The following is a 17,871-nucleotide window of genomic DNA, read 5'->3' on the forward strand; positions in this document are numbered from 1 at the left end:
GAGCCGCCGTAGGAGTGGCCGACGAGGATCTTGGGGCCCTTGATGTGGTCGAGGAGGCTGCGCAGGGCGGTGGCGTCGCCGCTGGGGCTGCGCAGGGGGTTGGCGGCGGCGACGACGGGGTAGCCGTCGGCGCGCAGTCGTGTGATCACGCCGTTCCAGCTGGAGGCGTCGGCGAACGCGCCGTGTTCCAGGACGATCGTCGGCCTGGTGTGCCGGTCGGCGGTGTCCGTGTGCTGGGGTGTGCTGCTCGCGTTCACGGCGAACGCGGTGCCCGCGATGCCCGCCGTGAGCGTGGCCGCGACCGCCGTCACGAACCGCCGGCCCCGCAGATTCTTGATACCGACCATGAGAAATCACCCTTCACGGAGATTCGATTCGGGAACCGAGACCGGCACCTCGGCGCCCGTCACCGCTCTAACTGGTGATTAATGTTCCATGGGTGCCGTCACCTGTCAAGCCAGTGACGAATGGGGAGGGTGCCCGTCAGGCCACCCGGACCAGGTGCACCGCGCAGCTCGCCCAGTCGCCCGGCGCCAGGCCGGGGCGGAAGCCGTACTCGGTGAGCACCGCGGCATGGTGCACCTCGCCCGTGCCGGCGTCGCGGTAGCGGGCCCCGGCGGTGAGCCCGCGCAGCCGCACCGGAAGCTGCGGCACCCCGTGGCGCGGCCCGCGCCGCCAGGCCAGCACCAAGGTCTCGGCGCCGTCCGCGGCCGCGTACTGCACGACCGTCGCGCCCTCGCCGTGCGGACCGGACAGCCGGTACAGATCGCCCTGCTGCACCAGGTGCCGCACCTTCTTGTACGCGGCCACCAGCTCGGCACCCTCCGCCAGCTCGGCCTGCGACCAGTGGGCCAGGTCGCCGCCGATGCCCAGCAGCCCGGCCATCGCGGCATGGAAGCGGAAGCGCAGCGGCACCGTGCGCGCGGTGAGCTGGTTCGGCACATCCGTCACCCAGGCGGACAGCACGCGCGCCGGATGGAGCTGGCCGAAGCCGTGCTGGATCACCAGCCGGTCCACCGCGTCGGTGTTGTCCGACACCCACGCCTGATCGGTACGGGCGAGAATCCCCAGGTCGACCCGGCCGCCGCCACCGCTGCACGTCTCCACCCGCAGCCCCGGGTGATCGGCCCGCAGCCGGTCGAGGACGCCGTACAGCCGCTCCACGTACGCCGTCCACACCCGGTCGCCGCCGTCCGGTCCCTCCTCCGCCTCGCCTCGGGCCCCCGGCCGGCCGGCCTCGCTGAAGGGGCGGTTCATGTCCCACTTGAGGAAGTCGACGCCGTACTCGCCCACCAGCCGCGTCAGCCAGCCGTACGCCCACTCGGCGACCTCGTCGCGGGCGAAGTCCAGCACCAGCTGGTGGCGCAGCTCCGTGCGGGTGCGGCCGGGCAGGTGCAGCACCCAGTCCGGGTGGGCGCGGTACAGGTCGCTGTCCGGGTTGACCATCTCCGGCTCCACCCAGAGGCCGAAGCGCATGCCGAGTCCGTGCACCGTGTCGGCCAGCGGTCCGAGTCCGGCGGGGAAGCGGTCCGGGGCCGGGGTCCAGTCGCCCAGGCCCGCCCGGTCGCTGCGCCGTGCGCCGAACCAGCCGTCGTCGACGACGTACAGCTCGACACCCAGCGCGGCGGCCCGCTCGGCGAGCGCCTTCTGACCCGCCTCGTCGACGTCGAAACCGGTGGCCTCCCAGGAGTTGTAGAGCACGGGCGCCACCTCGTCGGCGTGCGCCAGCACATGGCGGCGGACATAGGTGTGCCACGCCCGGCTCGCCGCGCCGAAGCCGCCCTCGGTGAAGAGGCCGGCGAACACCGGGGTGCGGAACTCCTCGCCCGGCGCCAGCGGCACACAGGTGCCCTCGTGCCCGGCGCCCCCGGTGAACCCGGCGCGACCGTCCGGGGTGCGCTGCACGGTGATGCGCCAACTGCCGCTCCAGGCCAGGGCCGCGCTCCACACCCTGCCGTGCTCCTCGGACGCCTCGCCGCCGTCCAGCATCAGCCACGGTCCCGCGTGATGGCTGGTGATGCCGCGCCTGCTGGTCAGCACCGTCTCGCCGCGCGGCAGCGGCTCGCGGGCGAGCTGGTTCTCCGCCGACCACTGGCCGGTGACATGGCTGAGCCGCCAGCCGGGCAGCGGCGGCAGCGACCAGGCGGCCGAGTCGGCCCGCAGCAGGGTCAGCGGCCGCTCGCCCGCGTTGCGCAGCACCGCGCGGCGCTCGATGACGTCGGTGTCGTCGCGCACCGTGTAGTGCAGCGCCACATGCAGGGGGTGGAGGCGGTCACGGAACTCCAGGACCAGTTCGGCACGGCCGGGCGCCGGTGCGAGGACGCGGTGCCCGACGGGTTCCCACTCGAAGCCGCGGGTGCCGTCCGCGTAGCGCACCTGGAGGGACGGCGGGCCGTACCGGGGGCCGCCGTCCACCGGGAGTTCCTCGCCGACCGGTGGCCGTCCCTCGAAGCTGCTGGCCGCCGCCGGGGCCGGGACGGCGAGATCCGCCGCCTCCCGCAGGGTCAGCCGCGGCCCCCAGGCGACATGGCAGGGCGCGCCCGTGCCGTCGACACGCAGGACGTAGGACGTACGGGGCGTGGTCAGCAGCCAGACCCCGGAGTCCGGGGCATGGGAGATCATCGGCATCGGGCCTCACGTTCACGAGAAGGGGTGACGGCGGCAGAGGACGGCGCGTGCGCAAGAGCCAAGCGCGGCCTTCGGTCACATGTCAACACCCCCGATATCGCCTTCCATTGAAAGACGATCACCGCTCCTGGGCGGTCTTCGGAGCATTCCTGCTTCTTTCATTGACAGCGGAAAATAAGAGACCTAGGTTCCCGGCCATGCCCTCGCCGCTCCCGCCCCTCCCGCCGCTTCCACGCCTCTCGCCCGTCCCGCCTTCCTCGCCCGCCCCCCGGACCGCCGCCGCGCCGCCCGCCGGGACGTTCCCGGCGGGCACCCCCGCCGCCGCGCAGATCTTCACCACGCTGCTGTCGCAGGGGCCGCTCACCCGCGCCGAGGCGGGCCGGCGGGCCGGGCTGTCCGCCGCGGCCGTCACCAAGGCGGTACGGCCCCTGATCGAGGCGGGCTACCTGGTGGAGGACGCGGACGAGGAGGCCCGCCCCGCGCTGGGCCGGCCCGCGAACCTGGTCCGGGTGGACGGCGGACGCGCCCTGTTCATCGGGGTCAAGGTCACCGGCGACGAGATCATCGGCGTGCTGACCGACCTGTGCTGCCGCGTCCTGCTCGCCCGGCGTCTGCCCCTTGCCGACCGGGCACCCAAGGCGGTCCTGGCCGCCGCGGCCGCCCTGGTCGGTGAACTCCTCACCGAGGCCGACGGGTTCGGGGTGCGCGTCATGGGGCTCGGCATCGCCGTCTCCGGTGACGTGGACCGGGCCGAGGGCGTCGTACGGTACTCGCCGTTCCTGGACTGGCGGGAGGTGCCGCTCGCCGAACTCGCCGGGATGACCACGGGGCTGCCGGTGACCGTCGACAACGACGTGCGCGCCCTCACCGTCGCCGAGCAGTGGTTCGGCGCGGGTGTCGGGCTCTCCGACTTCGCCGTGGTGACGGTCGGCGCGGGCATCGGCTGCGGGCTGGTCGTGCACGGCCGGGTGGTCGCCGGGGCGCACGGTGTGGCCGGTGAGATCGGGCATGTCACCGTGGATCCGGCGGGACCGCTGTGCCGCTGCGGCAACCGCGGCTGTGTGGAGGCCATCGCCGGGGACGACGCCATCGTGCGCCGGATCCGGGAGACCACCGGAGCGGAGGTCGCCGACGCCGCCGCGGCCGCGGCCCTGGCCCACCGGGGCGACGCCGGGGCCCGGGACGCCTACGCGCGCGCCGGTGCCGCCATCGGCCGGGGCATCGCCACCGTGGCCAATCTGCTCGGCCCCGAGCGGGTGATCATCTCCGGTGAGGGGCTGGCCGCCTACGACCTGTTCGCCGAGCAGATCCGCGAGGCGTTCACCGAGGCGGCCTTCGGCTCCGCCGCCCGGTGCGACGTACAGACCCGTCCGCTGCCCTTCGAGGAGTGGGCCCGCGGCGCGGCGGCCACGGCCATCCAGTCCTTCACCGCCCAGCACACCCACTGATCCCCAGCACACCTACTGATCCTCAGCACACCTACTGATCGTCCGGAACACCCACCGCGCTCTCTCCCCCCTCACACTTGACCGATCGGTCCCACACGCACGTATGAGGAGCAACCATGACGCAGCAGAGCCGCACGCCCCTGGCTGCGCCCGGCCCGGGTCGGCGCACCCTCGTCGGCGGACTGTTCGGTCTGGGCGCCACCGCCCTGGCCGCCCCCGTCCTCACCGCCTGCGGCGGGGGAGCGGGCGCCGACCCGAAGACGGTCACCTTCGGCTCCAACGGCGCCGACGCCACCCCGAAGTCCGCCTACGCCGCCGTCACCAAGGCGTTCACCGCGGACTCGGGGTACAAGGTGAGGACGAACACCGTCGACCACGACACGTTCCAGAAGTCCATCACCAGCTATCTCCAGGGCACCCCGGACGACGTGTTCACCTGGTTCGCCGGATACCGGATGGAGTACTTCGCCAAAAAGGGCCTGTGCAGCCCCCTCGACGACGTGTGGAAGCGGATAGGCGGCGGCTTCAGCGAGGCGACCCGGCAACTGGCGCGCGGCGCGGACGGCACGTACTACTTCGTGCCGCTGTACAACTACCCGTGGGCCGTGTTCTACCGCAAGAGCCTCTTCGCGGAGCGCGGCTACCAGGTCCCGAAGAAGTGGGACGAGTTCATCGCACTGGCGAAGCGGATGAAGAAGGACGGCCTGGCGCCCGTGGCCGCCGGCTACGGCGGCGGCGACAGCTGGTCGGTCCTCGGGGCCTTCGACTATCTGAACCTGCGCGCCAACGGCTACGCGTTCCACACCTCCCTGCTGCGCGGCCAGGTGTCCTGGACCGACCCGCGCGCCGCCCGCGTCCTGGACCTGTGGCGCGAACTGACGCCGTATCACCAGGCGAGCGGCGGTGGCCGGTCCTGGCAGGACGCCGCGCAGTCGCTGTTCGACAAGAAGTCCGGCATGGCGGTCATCGGGCTCTTCGTCGGCCAGCAGATCACCGACGAGTCCCTCCGCTCGGACCTCGACTTCTTCCCGTTCCCCGAGGTCGACCCGGCCCACGGCCAGGACACCGTGGAGGCGCCCACCGACGGCTTCATGCTCAGCCGCAAGCCGAAGAACGCCGACGGCGCGCGGAAGTTCCTGGAGTTCCTGGGCGGCGCGCGGGCCGAACACACCTACATGGGCGTCGACCCGAGCAACCTCGCCGTCCACGAGAAGGCCGACACCAGCGCGTACAACGCGCTCCAGAAGAAGTCCGCCGAACTGATCGCCTCGGCCAAGCACATCAGCCAGTTCGCCGACCGCGACAGCGACCCCGGCTTCGTCTCCACCGTCCTGCTGCCCGGCCTGACCGCCTGGCTCGGCCACCCCGACGACGGCTCCGGCACGCTGAAGCGGATCGAGTCCCAGCGCTCCCGCTTCTTCGCGGCCTGACCGGGACGGAAAGGCTCCCGCCGTGTCCCTCGCCTCCCGGGCCTCCCGCTCGCCCGTCGCGCCGAAGACCCCGGCCACCGGCCGGACCCGTACCGCCTCGGCCTCCCGGCTCGGCCGCGGCGACCGCCTCTTCCTGGCCGCCGTCATCGGCCTGCCGCTGGCCGCCCTGCTGATCCTCGTCTGGCTGCCCGCGCTCGCCTCCGTCGCCCTGTCCTTCACCACCTGGGACGGCCTGGACCTGTCCGGCATCCACTGGACCGGCCTCGACAACTACACCCAGATCCTCACCAACTACCCGCCGTTCTGGCCCGCCGTCCGGCACAACGTGCTCTGGCTGCTCTTCACGGCCCTGCTGCCCACCCCCTTCGGGGTCTTCCTCGCCTACCAGCTCGACCAGAAGATCCGGTTCACCCGCTTCTACCAGACCGCGGTCTTCCTGCCGATGGTGCTCTCGCTGGCCGTCGTCGGCTTCATCTGGGAGATCATCTACAACCCGGACACCGGACTGCTCGACAGCCTGCTGAGCGCGGCCGGTCCGGCCCACCACATCGACTGGCTCGGCGACCCCTCCCTCAACCTGTGGGCCGTCCTGGTCGCCTCCGGCTGGCGGCACACCGGCTACATCATGATCCTCTACCTGGCCGGTCTGAAGAGCTTCGACCCGGCCCTCAAGGAGGCCGCCGCCCTCGACGGGGCGAACGGCCGGCAGACCTTCTTCCGCATCGTGCTGCCCGCGCTCAAGCCGGTCAACGTCATCATCGTCGTCGTCACCGCCATGGAGTCGCTGCGCGCCTTCGACATCGTCTACGTCCTCGGCGGCGGCACCGGCAGCAAACCCGGCATGGAACTGCTGTCCCTGCTCATCACCGACAACATCATCGGCGAGTCCGGCCACATCGGCTACGGCTCCGCGCTCGCCGTCGTACTGCTGCTGGTCTCCCTGGCCGCGATCGGCGCGTTCCTCGTGCAGACCTTCCGCAAGGAGGACACATGACGACGACCGCGTCCCGCCCGGACACCCGCGCCCGCGTCCGCGCCGCCCGGCGGCCCGCCCCGGCCCGCGGCGCCCGCCGCCCGCCCCGGCACACCGGCCGCCACCTGCTGCTCGGCACCGTCTCCGTGCTGTGGCTCGTCCCGCTGCTGTGGGCTGTCTACACCTCGCTGCGCTCCTACGACGACACCGCGCGCCACGGCTACTTCTCACTGCCGCACAGCTTCGGACCGGGCAACTTCACCGACGCCTGGACCCAGTCCGGCATGCCGCACTTCTTCCTCAACTCCGTGCTCATCACCGTCCCCGCCGTCCTGGGCACCCTGCTCTTCTCCGCCGCCGTCGCCTTCTTCGTCACCCGCTTCGACTTCCGGCTCAACCTGGCCCTGCTCATGCTGTTCACCGCGGGCAACCTGCTGCCCGCCCAGGTGCTCATCACCCCGCTGTACCGGCTCTACCTCCAGGTCCCGCTGCCCGCCTGGATGAGCGACTCGCTGCTGCTGTACAACTCCGCCTGGGGCCTCATCGTCATCCACATCGCCTACCAGTGCGGCTTCTGCACCTTCGTCCTCAGCAATTACATGAAGACGATCCCCAAGGAGATCTCCGAGGCCGCCCTCGTCGACGGCGCGCCCGTGTGGCGGCAGTTCCTCCAGATCATCCTGCCGCTGTGCCGCCCCGCGTTCGCCGCGCTGGCCACGCTCGAATCCATCTGGATCTACAACGACTTCTTCTGGCCGCTCACCCTCATCGAGACCGGCGACAAGCGCCCCGTCACCTCCGCGCTGGCCAATCTCCAGGGCCAGTACTTCACCAACCCCAACCTGATCGCGGCGGGCGCCCTGATGACCGCCGTCCCCACGCTGCTGGTGTACTTCGCGCTCCAGCGCCAGTTCGTCAGCGGACTCACCATCGGCTCGGGCAAGGGCTGAACCGCCCCCGGAACGCCCGGACACACTCCCGAGCCGCCCCGGCCCACCCCACCGCACTCCAGGAGGCACGACCCATGCGGTCACCCTCGTACTCCGCCCTGCCCGCGCGCGGCCTGAGAGCCGTGGTCGTCCTGGCCCTCGCCGCGGGCCTCGCGACGACCACCCAGGCGGCGGCCCGCGCGCACTCCGCACCGTCCGCCCCCGCGCACCACACCGCAGCCGCAACGGCCCCCGCTCCCGCCCCCGCCCCCGCCGCCAAGCCCTTCATGGGCTGGTCCAGTTGGAGCATGCAGTCCTCGAAGTACCCCGGCCTCAACCCGGACGGCGACTACAGCTACCTCACCGAGGCCAACGTCCTCAAGCAGACGAACGCCCTCGCCGCCAAGCTCAAGAAGTACGGCTACACATACGTGAACATCGACGCGGGCTGGTGGCGCGACAACGCCTGGAAGCCCGGGTTCGACCGGTACGCACGCCAGCAGGCCGACCCGGTCCGCTTCCCGCACGGCATGAAGGCTGTCGCCGACGCCGTCCACGCCAAGGGCCTCAAGGCGGGCATCTATCTGCCCGTCGGCCTGGAGAAGGAGGCGTACAACGGCGGCACATCACCCATCTGGCAGGCCGAGGGCTGCACCACCGCCGACATCGTCTACGCCGACCTGCGTACCACCAACGGCTGGGACAGCGCCTACAAACTCGACCTCTCCCGCCCCTGCGCCCAGAAGTACATCGACTCCCAGGCCCGGCTGCTCGCCGACTGGGGCTACGACTTCCTCAAGCTGGACGGCGTCGGACCCGGCTCGGGCAAGGGCGGCGACCAGTACGACAACGTTGCCGACGTGGCCGCCTGGCACCGGGCGCTCGCCGCCACCGGGCGCCCGGTGCATCTGGAGGTGTCCTGGTCCCTGGACATCGGCCACGCCGCCGACTGGAAGAAGTACACGGACGGCTGGCGCATCGACACCGACGTCGAGTGCTACTGCAACACCCTGGTCAGCTGGGAGAACTCCGTCGACGACCGCTTCGAGGACGCCCCCGCCTGGACCCGCCACGCGGGCCCCGGCGGCTGGAGCGACCTCGACTCCCTCGATGTCGGCAACGGCCGTATGGACGGCCTGACCGACGCCGAGCGGCAGACCTACGCCACCCTGTGGGCCGTCGCCAAGTCCCCGCTCTACACCGGCGACGACCTCACCCGCCTCGACTCCTACGGCCTCTCGCTGCTCACCAACCGCGAGGTCATCGCCGTCGACCAGGGCGGCGGCCCGCCCGCGCACCCCGTGACCGCCCTGGACCCGCAGCAGGTGTGGGCGGCCGAGAACCCCGACGGCACCTACACCGTCGCCCTGTTCAACCTCGCCGACGCCCCCGCCGCCGTCACCGCCGACTTCGCCGCCCTCGGTTTCACCGGCCGGGCCGCCGTCCGCGACCTGTGGAACCACCAGGACCTCGGCACCCACCGGGACAAGATCACCGAGGCCCTGCCCGCGCACGGCTCCCGCCTGTTCACCCTCACCCCGCGCGGCACCACCGCCGTCACCTCCACCGCCCACGAGGCCGAGGCGAGCTCCAACACCCTCTCCGGCAGCGCCTCCGTCGCCGACTGCGCCGCCTGCTCCGGCGGCAAGAAGGTCGGCAACCTCTACCTGGGCGGCAGGCTCACCGTGAACGACGTCGTCGTGGACCGGCCGGGCACCTACCAGGTGAAGGTCGCCTACGTCAGCGGCGACGCCCGCTCCGTCCAGGTCTCGGCCAACGGCGGCGGCGCGGTCCGGCACCGGTTCCCCTCCACCGGCGACTGGGGCACCCCCGGCACGGTCACCGTCCCGGTCGTCCTCAAGGCGGGCGGCAATACGCTCACCTTCGACAGCGGTTTCGACTACGCGCCCGACATCGACCGCGTCGACGTACCGCGCCCGTCCTGACCCGGCCCGCACCCGACCCCCTCAAGAAGACCCACCGCACCGCGAGCACGTTCCTGAACCCCGCAAGGCCCGGCCGGCACCCGTCCCCAGTGCCGGCCGGGCCGTCCCCGAACCCAGGAGCCGCCATGACCGCAGACCGCACCGAGTCGTCCGATGCCACTAACGCCCGCTCATCGGAGGGCAGTTCACCCGCACCGGGCGGGCCCGGCAGAAGAACACTCCTCTCCCTGGCCGCCACCGCGACCCTCACCGGCGCCCTCGGCGCGCTGCCCGCCTTCACCGCCTCGGCCGCCCCGCGGCGCCCGGCCGCCGCCGAGGACGCACCCGCCGACCCGCGCCACACCCTGTGGTGGCAGGCGCCCGCCGACGAACACTCGATGATCAGCCAGGGCCTGCCCGTCGGCAACGGGCGGCTCGGCGCCCTGGCGAGCAACGACCCCGGCCGCGAACTCCTCCTCGTCACCGACGCCACGATGTGGACCGGCGGCCTCAACGACACCCTCGACGCCGACGGCCAGTTCCCCTACGACCGTGACGACTTCGGCTCCCTCACCCTGCTGGGCCGCCTCACCGTCGACCTCCCCGGCCACGACCTGTCCGCCGTCCACGGCTACCGCCGCACCCTCGACCTGGCGCAGGGCGTCCTCACCACCACGTACACCCGCGGGAACGTCACCCACCGGCGGGAGATCTTCGCCAGCCGACCCGACGACGTCATCGTCGTGCACCTCACCCAGAGCGGCGGCGGACGCCACACCGGCACCGTCACCCTGGAGGGCACCCACGGCGAGGCCCCGGCGCCCTCCTTCGGCGGGGCCCTGTCCAACGGACTGCGCTACGGCGCCGCCGTCACCGTCCGCGCGGACGGCGGCGGCCGGGTGCGCGTGCGGGGCACCCGGATCGACTTCGACGGCTGCCCGGAGCTGACCGTCGTGCTCAGCGGCGGCACGAACTACGCCCCCGACGCCCGCACCCGCTACCGCGATCCCGCCCTCGACCCCGAACACCTCGCCCGGACCAAGGTGCGCGCGGCGGCCGGCCACCCGGCGAGCACCCTGCGCCGCACCCACGTCGCCGACCACCGCGCCCTGTACGGGGAGTTCGCCCTCGACCTGGGCACCTCGACCCCGCAGCAGCGCGCCCTGGACACCTGGGAACGCGTCCGGTACCGCGCCGAGAGCGGCGTACCCGACCCCGAACTGGAGTCCGCCTACGTGCAGTTCGGCCGCCATCTGATGATCTCCGGATCGCGCGGCAGTCTCCCGCTGGGTCTCCAGGGCCTCTGGCTGGACGGCAACGACCCGGACTGGATGGGCGACTACCACACCGACATCAACGTCCAGATGAACTACTGGATGGCCGACCGGACCGCGCTGTCCCCCTGCTTCGACGCCCTCACCGACTACTGCCTGGCCCAGCTCCCGGCCTGGACCGACACCACCGGGCGGCTCTTCGGCGACCCGCGCAACCGCTACCGCAACAGCAGCGGCCGGACCGCGGGATGGACCGTCGCCATCTCCACCAACCCCCATGGCGGAGGCGGCTGGTGGTGGCATCCGGCGGGCAACGCCTGGCTGTGCAACACCCTCTTCGAGCACTACGAGTACACCCTCTCCCGTGCCCACCTGGAGAGGATCCACCCGCTGCTCAAGGGCGCCTGCGCGTTCTGGGAGGCCCGGCTGGTCGCCACCACCGTGCCCGGTACCCCGGGAGAGGTGCTGATCGCTGACAGCGACTGGTCGCCCGAACACGGACCCCTGGACGCCAAGGGCATCACCTACGCCCAGGAACTGGTGTGGGCGCTGTTCGGCAACTACCAGGCATCCTGCCGGGAGTTGAAGAAGGACACCGCCCACGCGGAGCGGATCGGCGCGCTGCGCGAGCGGCTGTACCTGCCCCGGGTGAGCCCGAGGACGGGCTGGCTGGAGGAGTGGATGTCGCCGGACAACCTCGGCGAGACCACCCACCGCCACCTCTCCCCGCTGGTCGGCCTGTTCCCGGGCGACCGGATCCGCCCCGACACCTCCACCCCGGAGGACATCGTCGCCGGAGCCACCGCCCTGCTCACCGCACGCGGCATGGACAGCTACGGCTGGGCCAACGCCTGGCGCGCGCTGTGCTGGGCCCGCCTGAAGAACGCCGAGCAGGCGTACCGGCTCGTCGTCGGCAACCTGCGTCCCTCCACCGACGGCGGCAACGGCACGGCCTTCAACCTCTTCGACATCTACGAGACCGGACCCGGCCGGGGCATCTTCCAGATCGACGCCAACTTCGGCACCCCGGCGGCGGTCGTCGAGATGCTGCTGTACGCGCGCCCCGGCCACATCGAGCTGCTGCCCGCGCTGCCCGCCGCCTGGGCCGGGTCGGGCTCGGTCACCGGTGTGCCGGTGCGCGGCGGGTTCACCGTCGACCTGAGCTGGCGTGACGGCACGCCGGTGGCGGCCAGGATCCACAGCACCGGCGGCCGCACCACTACGGTGACCCACGGCGACACCTCCCGCACGGTCTCCCTCGCACCGGGGACGTCCGTCACGCTGAAGGGATTCCACCGATGAGGAAGACGCGGAACCGGCCCACCCGTGTCGCCGCCCTGGCCGCCGTGTTCCTGGCCGCCACCGCCGTGCACACCGCCGCCCCCGCCCCCGCGCTGGCGGCCTCCGGCAGCGCCCGGCCGCACCAGGTGGTCACCTGGGCGGCGAGCGCCGACCGGGTGGGCGACGGCGTCCCCGACCGCGCCTACCGGCTCGTCGTGCACACCAGCGTCGCCGGGAGCGCCGCCCGGATCCGGCTGAGCAACGCCTTCGGCGACCGCCCGCTGACCCTCGACAGCGTCTACGCGGGGATCCGGGAGTCGGGCGCCGCGCTGCGCCCCGGCAGCAACCGGCGGCTGACCTTCGGCGGCGCCGCCGCCGTGACCGTACCCGCCGGGCACACCGTGCTCAGCGATCCGCTGCCCGGCCCGCTGCCCGCCGCCACCGACCTGGTCGTCAGCCTGCACAGCCCGGACGCCGCAGGCCCGGCGACCGGCCACGGCATGGCCCTCCAGACCTCCTACACCACCCAGGGCGACCACACCGCCGAGGAGGGCGCAGCCCACTGGACGGCCACCACCGGTTCCTGGTTCTATCTGGACGCCGTCTCCGTGCGCACCGCCGCCCCGCGCACCGGGGCCGTGGTCGCGCTCGGCGACTCCATCACCGACGGCTGGCACTCCAGCGCCGACCTCGACCGGCGCTGGCCCGACTACCTGGCACGCCGTCTGCGGCAGGCCGGCACCGGCGTCCAGGGCGTGGCGAACGAGGGGATCTCCGGCAACAAGGTGCTCGCCGACGGCGCCGGGCAGAGCGCCCTGCACCGCCTGGACCGGGACGTGCTGTCCCAGCCGGGTGTGCGCACCGTGTTCCTCTTCGAGGGCGTCAACGACCTCAAGGCGCACACCGGGGTCACGGCCGCCGATCTGATCGCCGGGTACCGCGAGATCGTCGCGCGGGCGCACGCCGCCGGCACGTGCGTGGTCGGCGCCACCGTCGGGCCGTTCAAGGGCTGGGGCGAGTGGGACGCCGCCGCCGAGTCCGTGCGCCAGGAGGTCAACACCTTCGTGCGCACCGGCGGGGCGTTCGACGCGGTCACCGACTTCGACCGGATCCTGCGCAGCCCCTACGACCCCGAGCGCATCCTGCCCGCCCTGGACGGCGGCGACCATCTGCACCCCGACGACAAGGGCATGCAGGCGATGGCCGACGCGGTGGACCTCACCGCCCTGGACTGTGCGGGCGGCCCGCACACCACCGGCTGACGGACGGCTCCGGCACCGCCGCCCTCTTCTGTGCACCCTGACACACATAGGGATATGTGTGTCAGGGTGCACAGGTGTGTCTGAACAAGGTGTCCAGACAACATGTATGCTGGCGCGGACGGCCCCCTTCGAGCGGGCCGGATGTCCACAGGGCGCCGAGAGCGCCGATCCCGCGGCCGGCAGGTGTGTCCGGCACGCGTGTGTACCGATCACAGGAGTTCCCTTGCCGGAGACAGCCGAGCAGTCCCGCCCCACCTTCCTCCTCGTCCCCGGCGGCCACCACGGCCCCTGGGTCTACGACCGGCTCCGCACGGTCCTCGACGCCCACGGATGGCAGAGCCGCACGGTGACCCTGCGCAGCGCGGTGCGGGAGAGCGATGCGGCCGAGCCGCTGCCGGGCATGTACGACGACGCCGAGGTGATCCGCGCCGCCCTCGCCGAGATCCCCGGACCGGTGGTCGCGGTGGCCCACTCCTACGGCGGCGTCCCGCTCACCGAGGCCCTGGCCGACGCGTCCGGCGTGGTGCACGCCGTGTATGTGGCGGCCTATCTGCTGGAGGCGGGTGAAGGCATGTTCCAGACCCACGGCGTGCCGGTGCCCGACTCCCTGGCGGGCCTGCGGCCCCCGGAGAACCCGGACCTCAACCTGCCCGCCGCCTTCTACGACGGCGACCCGGACAGCCCGGAGACCAAGGAGGCGGTGGCCCGCCTGGTGCCGCAGACCGTGCGCGCCGACTACGAGACGGTCACCCGGGCCGGGTGGCACGCGGTGCCCACCACCTACGTCGTCCCCGACAACGACGTGTCCCTCACCGGGACGGTCGCGGAGCGGATGGCGGCCCGCGCCGACTTCGTCCGCCGCGTCCCCGGGCACCACGCGCCGTTCTATTCGCACCCCGAGGAGTTCGCCCGCGTGCTCATGGAGATCGGCGAGCAGGCCACCGCCCGCTGAGACGCGCCGGAAGAGAGACGGAACGAGACACGGCCATGGCATCCATCACCCGGCCGAGCCGGACCGGGCCCGCCGTACGGTCCACCGCCGCCGAGCAGCTCACCCAGGCGCTGGAGCGGCTCCTGCGGTCCGGACGGGTCTTCACCGAGATCAGCGTCCGGGAGATCATCGCGGAGGCGGGCGTCGCACGCGCCACCTTCTACAACTACTTCGGCGACAAGTCGCACCTGCTGATCGCCCTGACCGACGGGCTGCGCGAGCGGCTGCTGGGGCTGGCCCGGGACTGGGACCCGGCCGCGGGCGAGGACGGCGCGGAGCGGTTCACACGTTTCTTCCGCCAGGTCATCGCCATCCACCGGGACCACGGCGCCGTTCTTGCCGCGCTGCGGGAACTGGCGGCGTACGACGCGACCGTCGGCGACTTCTACACCGCGGACCTGGAGGAGTTCGAACAGGCCGTGCACACCACGCTCGTCGAGCAGCAGCGGGGACGGGCGACCACGCCCGGCCTCGATCCCGGGGCGGCGAGCCGGGTCATCGTGTGGGGCGGCGCGCAGGCGATCGCCCATCACATCCGCGTGGACGAGGGCAGCGGTGACGCCGCGTTCGCGCACGAACTGGGACAGATCTGGTGGTACGGCGCCTACCGGCGCCCCCCACTGCCGACACAGAAGGACGACATACCCCATGAGTGAACAGCCCGAGGGCCTGCCCACCCGCCCGCTGGAGGGCAAGGTGGCGGTCGTGACCGGCGGCGGCCGGGGCATCGGCGCCGCCGTCGCGGTCCTGCTGGCCCGTGCCGGCGCCCGGCTCGCCCTGGTCGGCCGCACCGAGGAGACCCTGGCCCGCACCGCCCGTGAACTCCCCGCGGAGAGTGCGGTCGTGGTGGCGGACCTGAGTCTGCCCGAGGCGCCGGCCCAGGTGATGGAGGCGGTCCTCGCCCGCTTCGGCCGGGTGGACGTCCTCGTCAACAACGCCGCGGCGGAGAACTTCACCGCCAGCCATGAACTCACCCCCGCCGAGGCGGACCAGCTCTGGGGGCTCAACGCGCGCACCCCGCTGCTGCTGGGCGGCCTCGCCGCCGCGCACATGGCCGCCCGCGGTGGCGGCAGCATCGTCAACATCTCCTCCGACGTCGGCAGCGTGCGCGGCATCCCGAACCAGAGCCTGTACGCGGCGACCAAGGGCGCCGTCGACGGGGCCACCCGCTCCCTGGCCGCCGAGTGGGGCGAGCGGGGCGTCCGCGTCAACGCCGTACGCCCCGCGGTGACGGACACCGACATGTCCGCCGCCGTCTTCGCCGACCCCCATCTGGAGCGGGCGCTGACCGCGCAGTACGCGCTGGGCCGGATGGGACGCCCGGAGGACATCGCCGAGGCGGTGCTCTTCTTCGCCTCACCGGCCAGCTCCTTCGTCACCGGGCAGATCCTCAGCGTCGACGGAGGGTGGATCGCCGTGCAGCGGTGACGGGCCGGTACGTCGGCAGGTGAGATATGTGTGCAGCGAAGGAGGAGAAACATGTCTTTGTCAAACCTTTGCCACTCAAACACACATATCTATTTGTCTGTGGCAACCAAGCAAATATAGTTGCTTCAAGCAATGACATGGGAGGCGGATGTGGTCGAACGGGCTCAGTACGAGGAACTGGTACGCCAGTTCAGTGCCTTCGGCGTGGTCAAGCGCGAGTTGGGCCGCATCCTGCCGGACGGCTGCTCCCACGCGTCCGCCGCCGTGCTGGCCCTGCTGAGCCGGTACGGCGACATACGTATGGGCAAGCTCGCCGAGCTGCTGGCGGTGGACATGTCCGTCATCAGCCGCCAGGTCGCGCACATGGCCGCACAGGGCTGGATCGACCGGTCCCCGGACCCGGCGGACCGCCGCTCGCGCATTCTGCGCCTGACCCCCGAGGGCCGCGACCAGCTCGACGAGCTGTCCGAACGGACCACCCGGCTGCTGGCCGACCGGCTGAACGACTGGACCGACGACGAGGTCGGCCGGCTCATCGGGCTCATGGCGCGGCTGCGGTCCAGCTTCGACAGCACCGGATGCGAACCGGCCGTGCTCACCGCCGTGACGGCGCACCGTACGCCCTCGCCCTCCCACCCGTACGCCTCAGACCGACGCACAGACGAAGGAAGACCATGACCACGACCACACCGGACGGTGTACGGGCGCATCCAGGCCCCGGCGAGGACCCCGCCGCCGGGGGAATGACCCACCGGCAGATCATGGAGGCCCTGTCCGGGCTGCTGCTCGGACTGTTCGCCGCCATCCTCTCCTCGACCGTCGTCACCAACGCCCTGCCGCGGATCATCAGCGACCTGGGCGGCGGCCAGAGCGCCTACACCTGGGTGGTCACCGCCTCGCTCCTCGCGGTCACGGCGTCGACCCCGCTGTGGGGCAAGCTCGCGGACCTGTTCAGCAAGAAGATCCTCGTCCAGGCCGCGCTCGTCATCTACGTCGCCGGTTCCCTGGTGGCCGGTCTGGCGCAGGACCCCGCCACCCTGATCACCGCCCGCGTCATCCAGGGCCTGGGCGGCGGCGGCCTCTCCGCGCTCTCGCAGGTCGTGCTCGCCGCGATGATCTCCCCGCGCGAACGCGGCCGGTACTCCGGCTATCTGGGCGCCACCTTCGCCGTCGCCACCGTCGGCGGCCCGCTGCTCGGCGGTGTCATCACCGACACCAGCTGGCTCGGCTGGCGCTGGTGCCTCTTCATCGGCATCCCGTTCGCCCTCGTGGCCCTGTTCGTGCTCCAGCGCACGCTGAACCTGCCGCTGGTCAAGCGCCGGGTCAAGGTCGACTGGGCCGGGGCGTTCTTCGTCACCGCCGCCGTCTGCGTGCTGCTGATCTGGGTCACCTTCGCCGACGACAAGTACGCCTGGCTGTCCTGGCAGACGTACACACTGGTCGGCGCCTCCGCGCTGCTGACGCTCGTCTTCCTGTTCGTGGAGACCAGGGCCGCCGAACCCATCATCCCGCTGCGCCTGTTCCGCAACCGCACCATCACCCTGGCCTCGCTCGCCTCGCTGCTGGTCGGCATCGCGCTCTTCGCGGGCACCGTCTTCTTCAGCCAGTACTTCCAGCTGGCCCGCGGCGACTCCCCGACCCGCTCGGGCGTCATGACGATCCCGTTCATCGGCGGCCTGTTCATCTCCTCCACGGTCTCCGGACGCGTCATCACCACCACCGGCAAGTGGAAGGGCTGGCTGCTGTCCGGCGGCGTGCTGCTCACCGCGGGCGTCGCCCTGCTGGGCATGCTCCGCCACGACACCCCGTACTGGGAGATCGCCCTCTGCATGGCCCTGATGGGCCTCGGCGTCGGCATGACCCTCCAGAACCTGGTGCTGTGCACCCAGAACCAGGTGGACCCCGGCGACCTGGGCGCCGCGTCCTCCGTGGTGACCTTCTTCCGCTCCCTCGGCGGCGCGGTGGGCGTCTCCGTGCTCGGCTCGGTGATGACGACCCGGATCGGCCACTACGCCCGCGAGACCATCGGCGCCCTCGGCCCGCAGGACCGGGCGGCGGCCGCCCAGGCGTCCGGCGGCGGCAGTCTGCCGGACCTGCACATGCTGCCGGTCCCGGTCCGCACCTGGCTGGAGAGCGCCTACGGCCACGGCATCGGCGACATCTTCCTGTACATCGCGCCGGTCGCCCTGCTCGCGTTCCTGGTGACCCTGTTCATCAAGGAGGTCCCGCTGCGCGCCTCCAGCGGCCTCGCCCAGGCGGCCCAGGCCGAAGGAACCGGGGAGACCGGGCAGTAGTCCCGCTG

Annotated in this window: 14 protein-coding genes; 12 read left to right on the forward strand and 2 right to left on the reverse strand. The window is 72.2% G+C overall.

The window, feature by feature from the left end:
* On the reverse strand, positions 1-347 hold a 347-nt coding region (locus B086_RS0126865; RefSeq protein ID WP_018569530.1), incomplete at its 3' end, for an esterase/lipase family protein.
* A gap of 136 nt (positions 348-483) precedes the next feature.
* On the reverse strand, positions 484-2,628 hold the full coding sequence (locus tag B086_RS0126870) for an alpha-galactosidase (protein ID WP_018569531.1): 2,145 nt from the start codon (positions 2,626-2,628) through the stop codon (positions 484-486).
* 197 nt (positions 2,629-2,825) lie between these two features.
* Here B086_RS0126870 and B086_RS0126875 point away from each other — a divergent pair, with 197 nt between their 5' ends.
* The 12 genes from B086_RS0126875 to B086_RS0126930 all read left to right on the forward strand — a co-directional run bounded on the left by B086_RS0126875 (position 2,826) and on the right by B086_RS0126930 (position 17,863).
* Positions 2,826-4,076, forward strand: a complete 1,251-nt coding sequence (locus B086_RS0126875) for an ROK family protein (protein ID WP_018569532.1) — start codon at positions 2,826-2,828, stop codon at positions 4,074-4,076.
* A gap of 116 nt (positions 4,077-4,192) precedes the next feature.
* On the forward strand, positions 4,193-5,506 hold the full coding sequence (locus B086_RS0126880) for an ABC transporter substrate-binding protein (RefSeq protein ID WP_018569533.1): 1,314 nt from the start codon (positions 4,193-4,195) through the stop codon (positions 5,504-5,506).
* Positions 5,507-5,528: 22 nt separating this feature from the next.
* Positions 5,529-6,500 (forward strand): carbohydrate ABC transporter permease, encoded by a 972-nt coding sequence (locus B086_RS0126885; protein WP_018569534.1) that lies wholly within the window; start codon positions 5,529-5,531, stop codon positions 6,498-6,500.
* Positions 6,497-7,429, forward strand: coding sequence for a carbohydrate ABC transporter permease (locus tag B086_RS0126890; RefSeq protein WP_018569535.1), 933 nt, complete (start codon positions 6,497-6,499; stop codon positions 7,427-7,429). Before B086_RS0126885 ends, B086_RS0126890 begins: the two co-directional genes overlap by 4 nt.
* 74 nt (positions 7,430-7,503) lie before the next feature.
* Positions 7,504-9,354, forward strand: a complete 1,851-nt coding sequence (locus B086_RS0126895) for an alpha-galactosidase D (protein ID WP_018569536.1) — start codon at positions 7,504-7,506, stop codon at positions 9,352-9,354.
* 125 nt (positions 9,355-9,479) lie between these two features.
* The gene (locus tag B086_RS0126900; RefSeq protein WP_018569537.1) at positions 9,480-11,909 is read left to right on the forward strand and encodes a glycosyl hydrolase family 95 catalytic domain-containing protein; all 2,430 of its coding nucleotides are present in this window, start codon (positions 9,480-9,482) and stop codon (positions 11,907-11,909) included.
* Positions 11,906-13,150 (forward strand): SGNH/GDSL hydrolase family protein, encoded by a 1,245-nt coding sequence (locus B086_RS0126905; protein ID WP_018569538.1) that lies wholly within the window; start codon positions 11,906-11,908, stop codon positions 13,148-13,150. The genes B086_RS0126900 and B086_RS0126905 overlap by 4 nt, the downstream gene beginning before the upstream one ends.
* A gap of 223 nt (positions 13,151-13,373) precedes the next feature.
* Entirely contained in the window at positions 13,374-14,102 is a 729-nt protein-coding gene (locus B086_RS0126910) for an alpha/beta hydrolase (protein ID WP_018569539.1), read from the forward strand.
* Positions 14,103-14,137: 35 nt separating this feature from the next.
* Entirely contained in the window at positions 14,138-14,797 is a 660-nt protein-coding gene (locus B086_RS0126915) for a TetR/AcrR family transcriptional regulator (protein ID WP_018569540.1), read from the forward strand.
* Positions 14,790-15,569 carry an SDR family NAD(P)-dependent oxidoreductase gene (locus B086_RS0126920; RefSeq protein ID WP_018569541.1) on the forward strand — a complete coding sequence of 260 codons (780 nt, stop codon included), beginning with the start codon at positions 14,790-14,792 and terminating at the stop codon, positions 15,567-15,569. Before B086_RS0126915 ends, B086_RS0126920 begins: the two co-directional genes overlap by 8 nt.
* A 150-nt stretch (positions 15,570-15,719) precedes the next feature.
* The gene (locus tag B086_RS0126925; RefSeq protein WP_018569542.1) at positions 15,720-16,247 is read left to right on the forward strand and encodes a MarR family winged helix-turn-helix transcriptional regulator; all 528 of its coding nucleotides are present in this window, start codon (positions 15,720-15,722) and stop codon (positions 16,245-16,247) included.
* The gene (locus B086_RS0126930; RefSeq protein WP_018569543.1) at positions 16,244-17,863 is read left to right on the forward strand and encodes an MDR family MFS transporter; all 1,620 of its coding nucleotides are present in this window, start codon (positions 16,244-16,246) and stop codon (positions 17,861-17,863) included. Before B086_RS0126925 ends, B086_RS0126930 begins: the two co-directional genes overlap by 4 nt.
* The last annotated feature ends 8 nt before the right edge of the window (positions 17,864-17,871 follow it).

It is taken from the genome of Streptomyces sp. PsTaAH-124 (assembly GCF_000373685.1).
GTDB lineage: Bacteria > Actinomycetota > Actinomycetes > Streptomycetales > Streptomycetaceae > Streptomyces > Streptomyces andamanensis.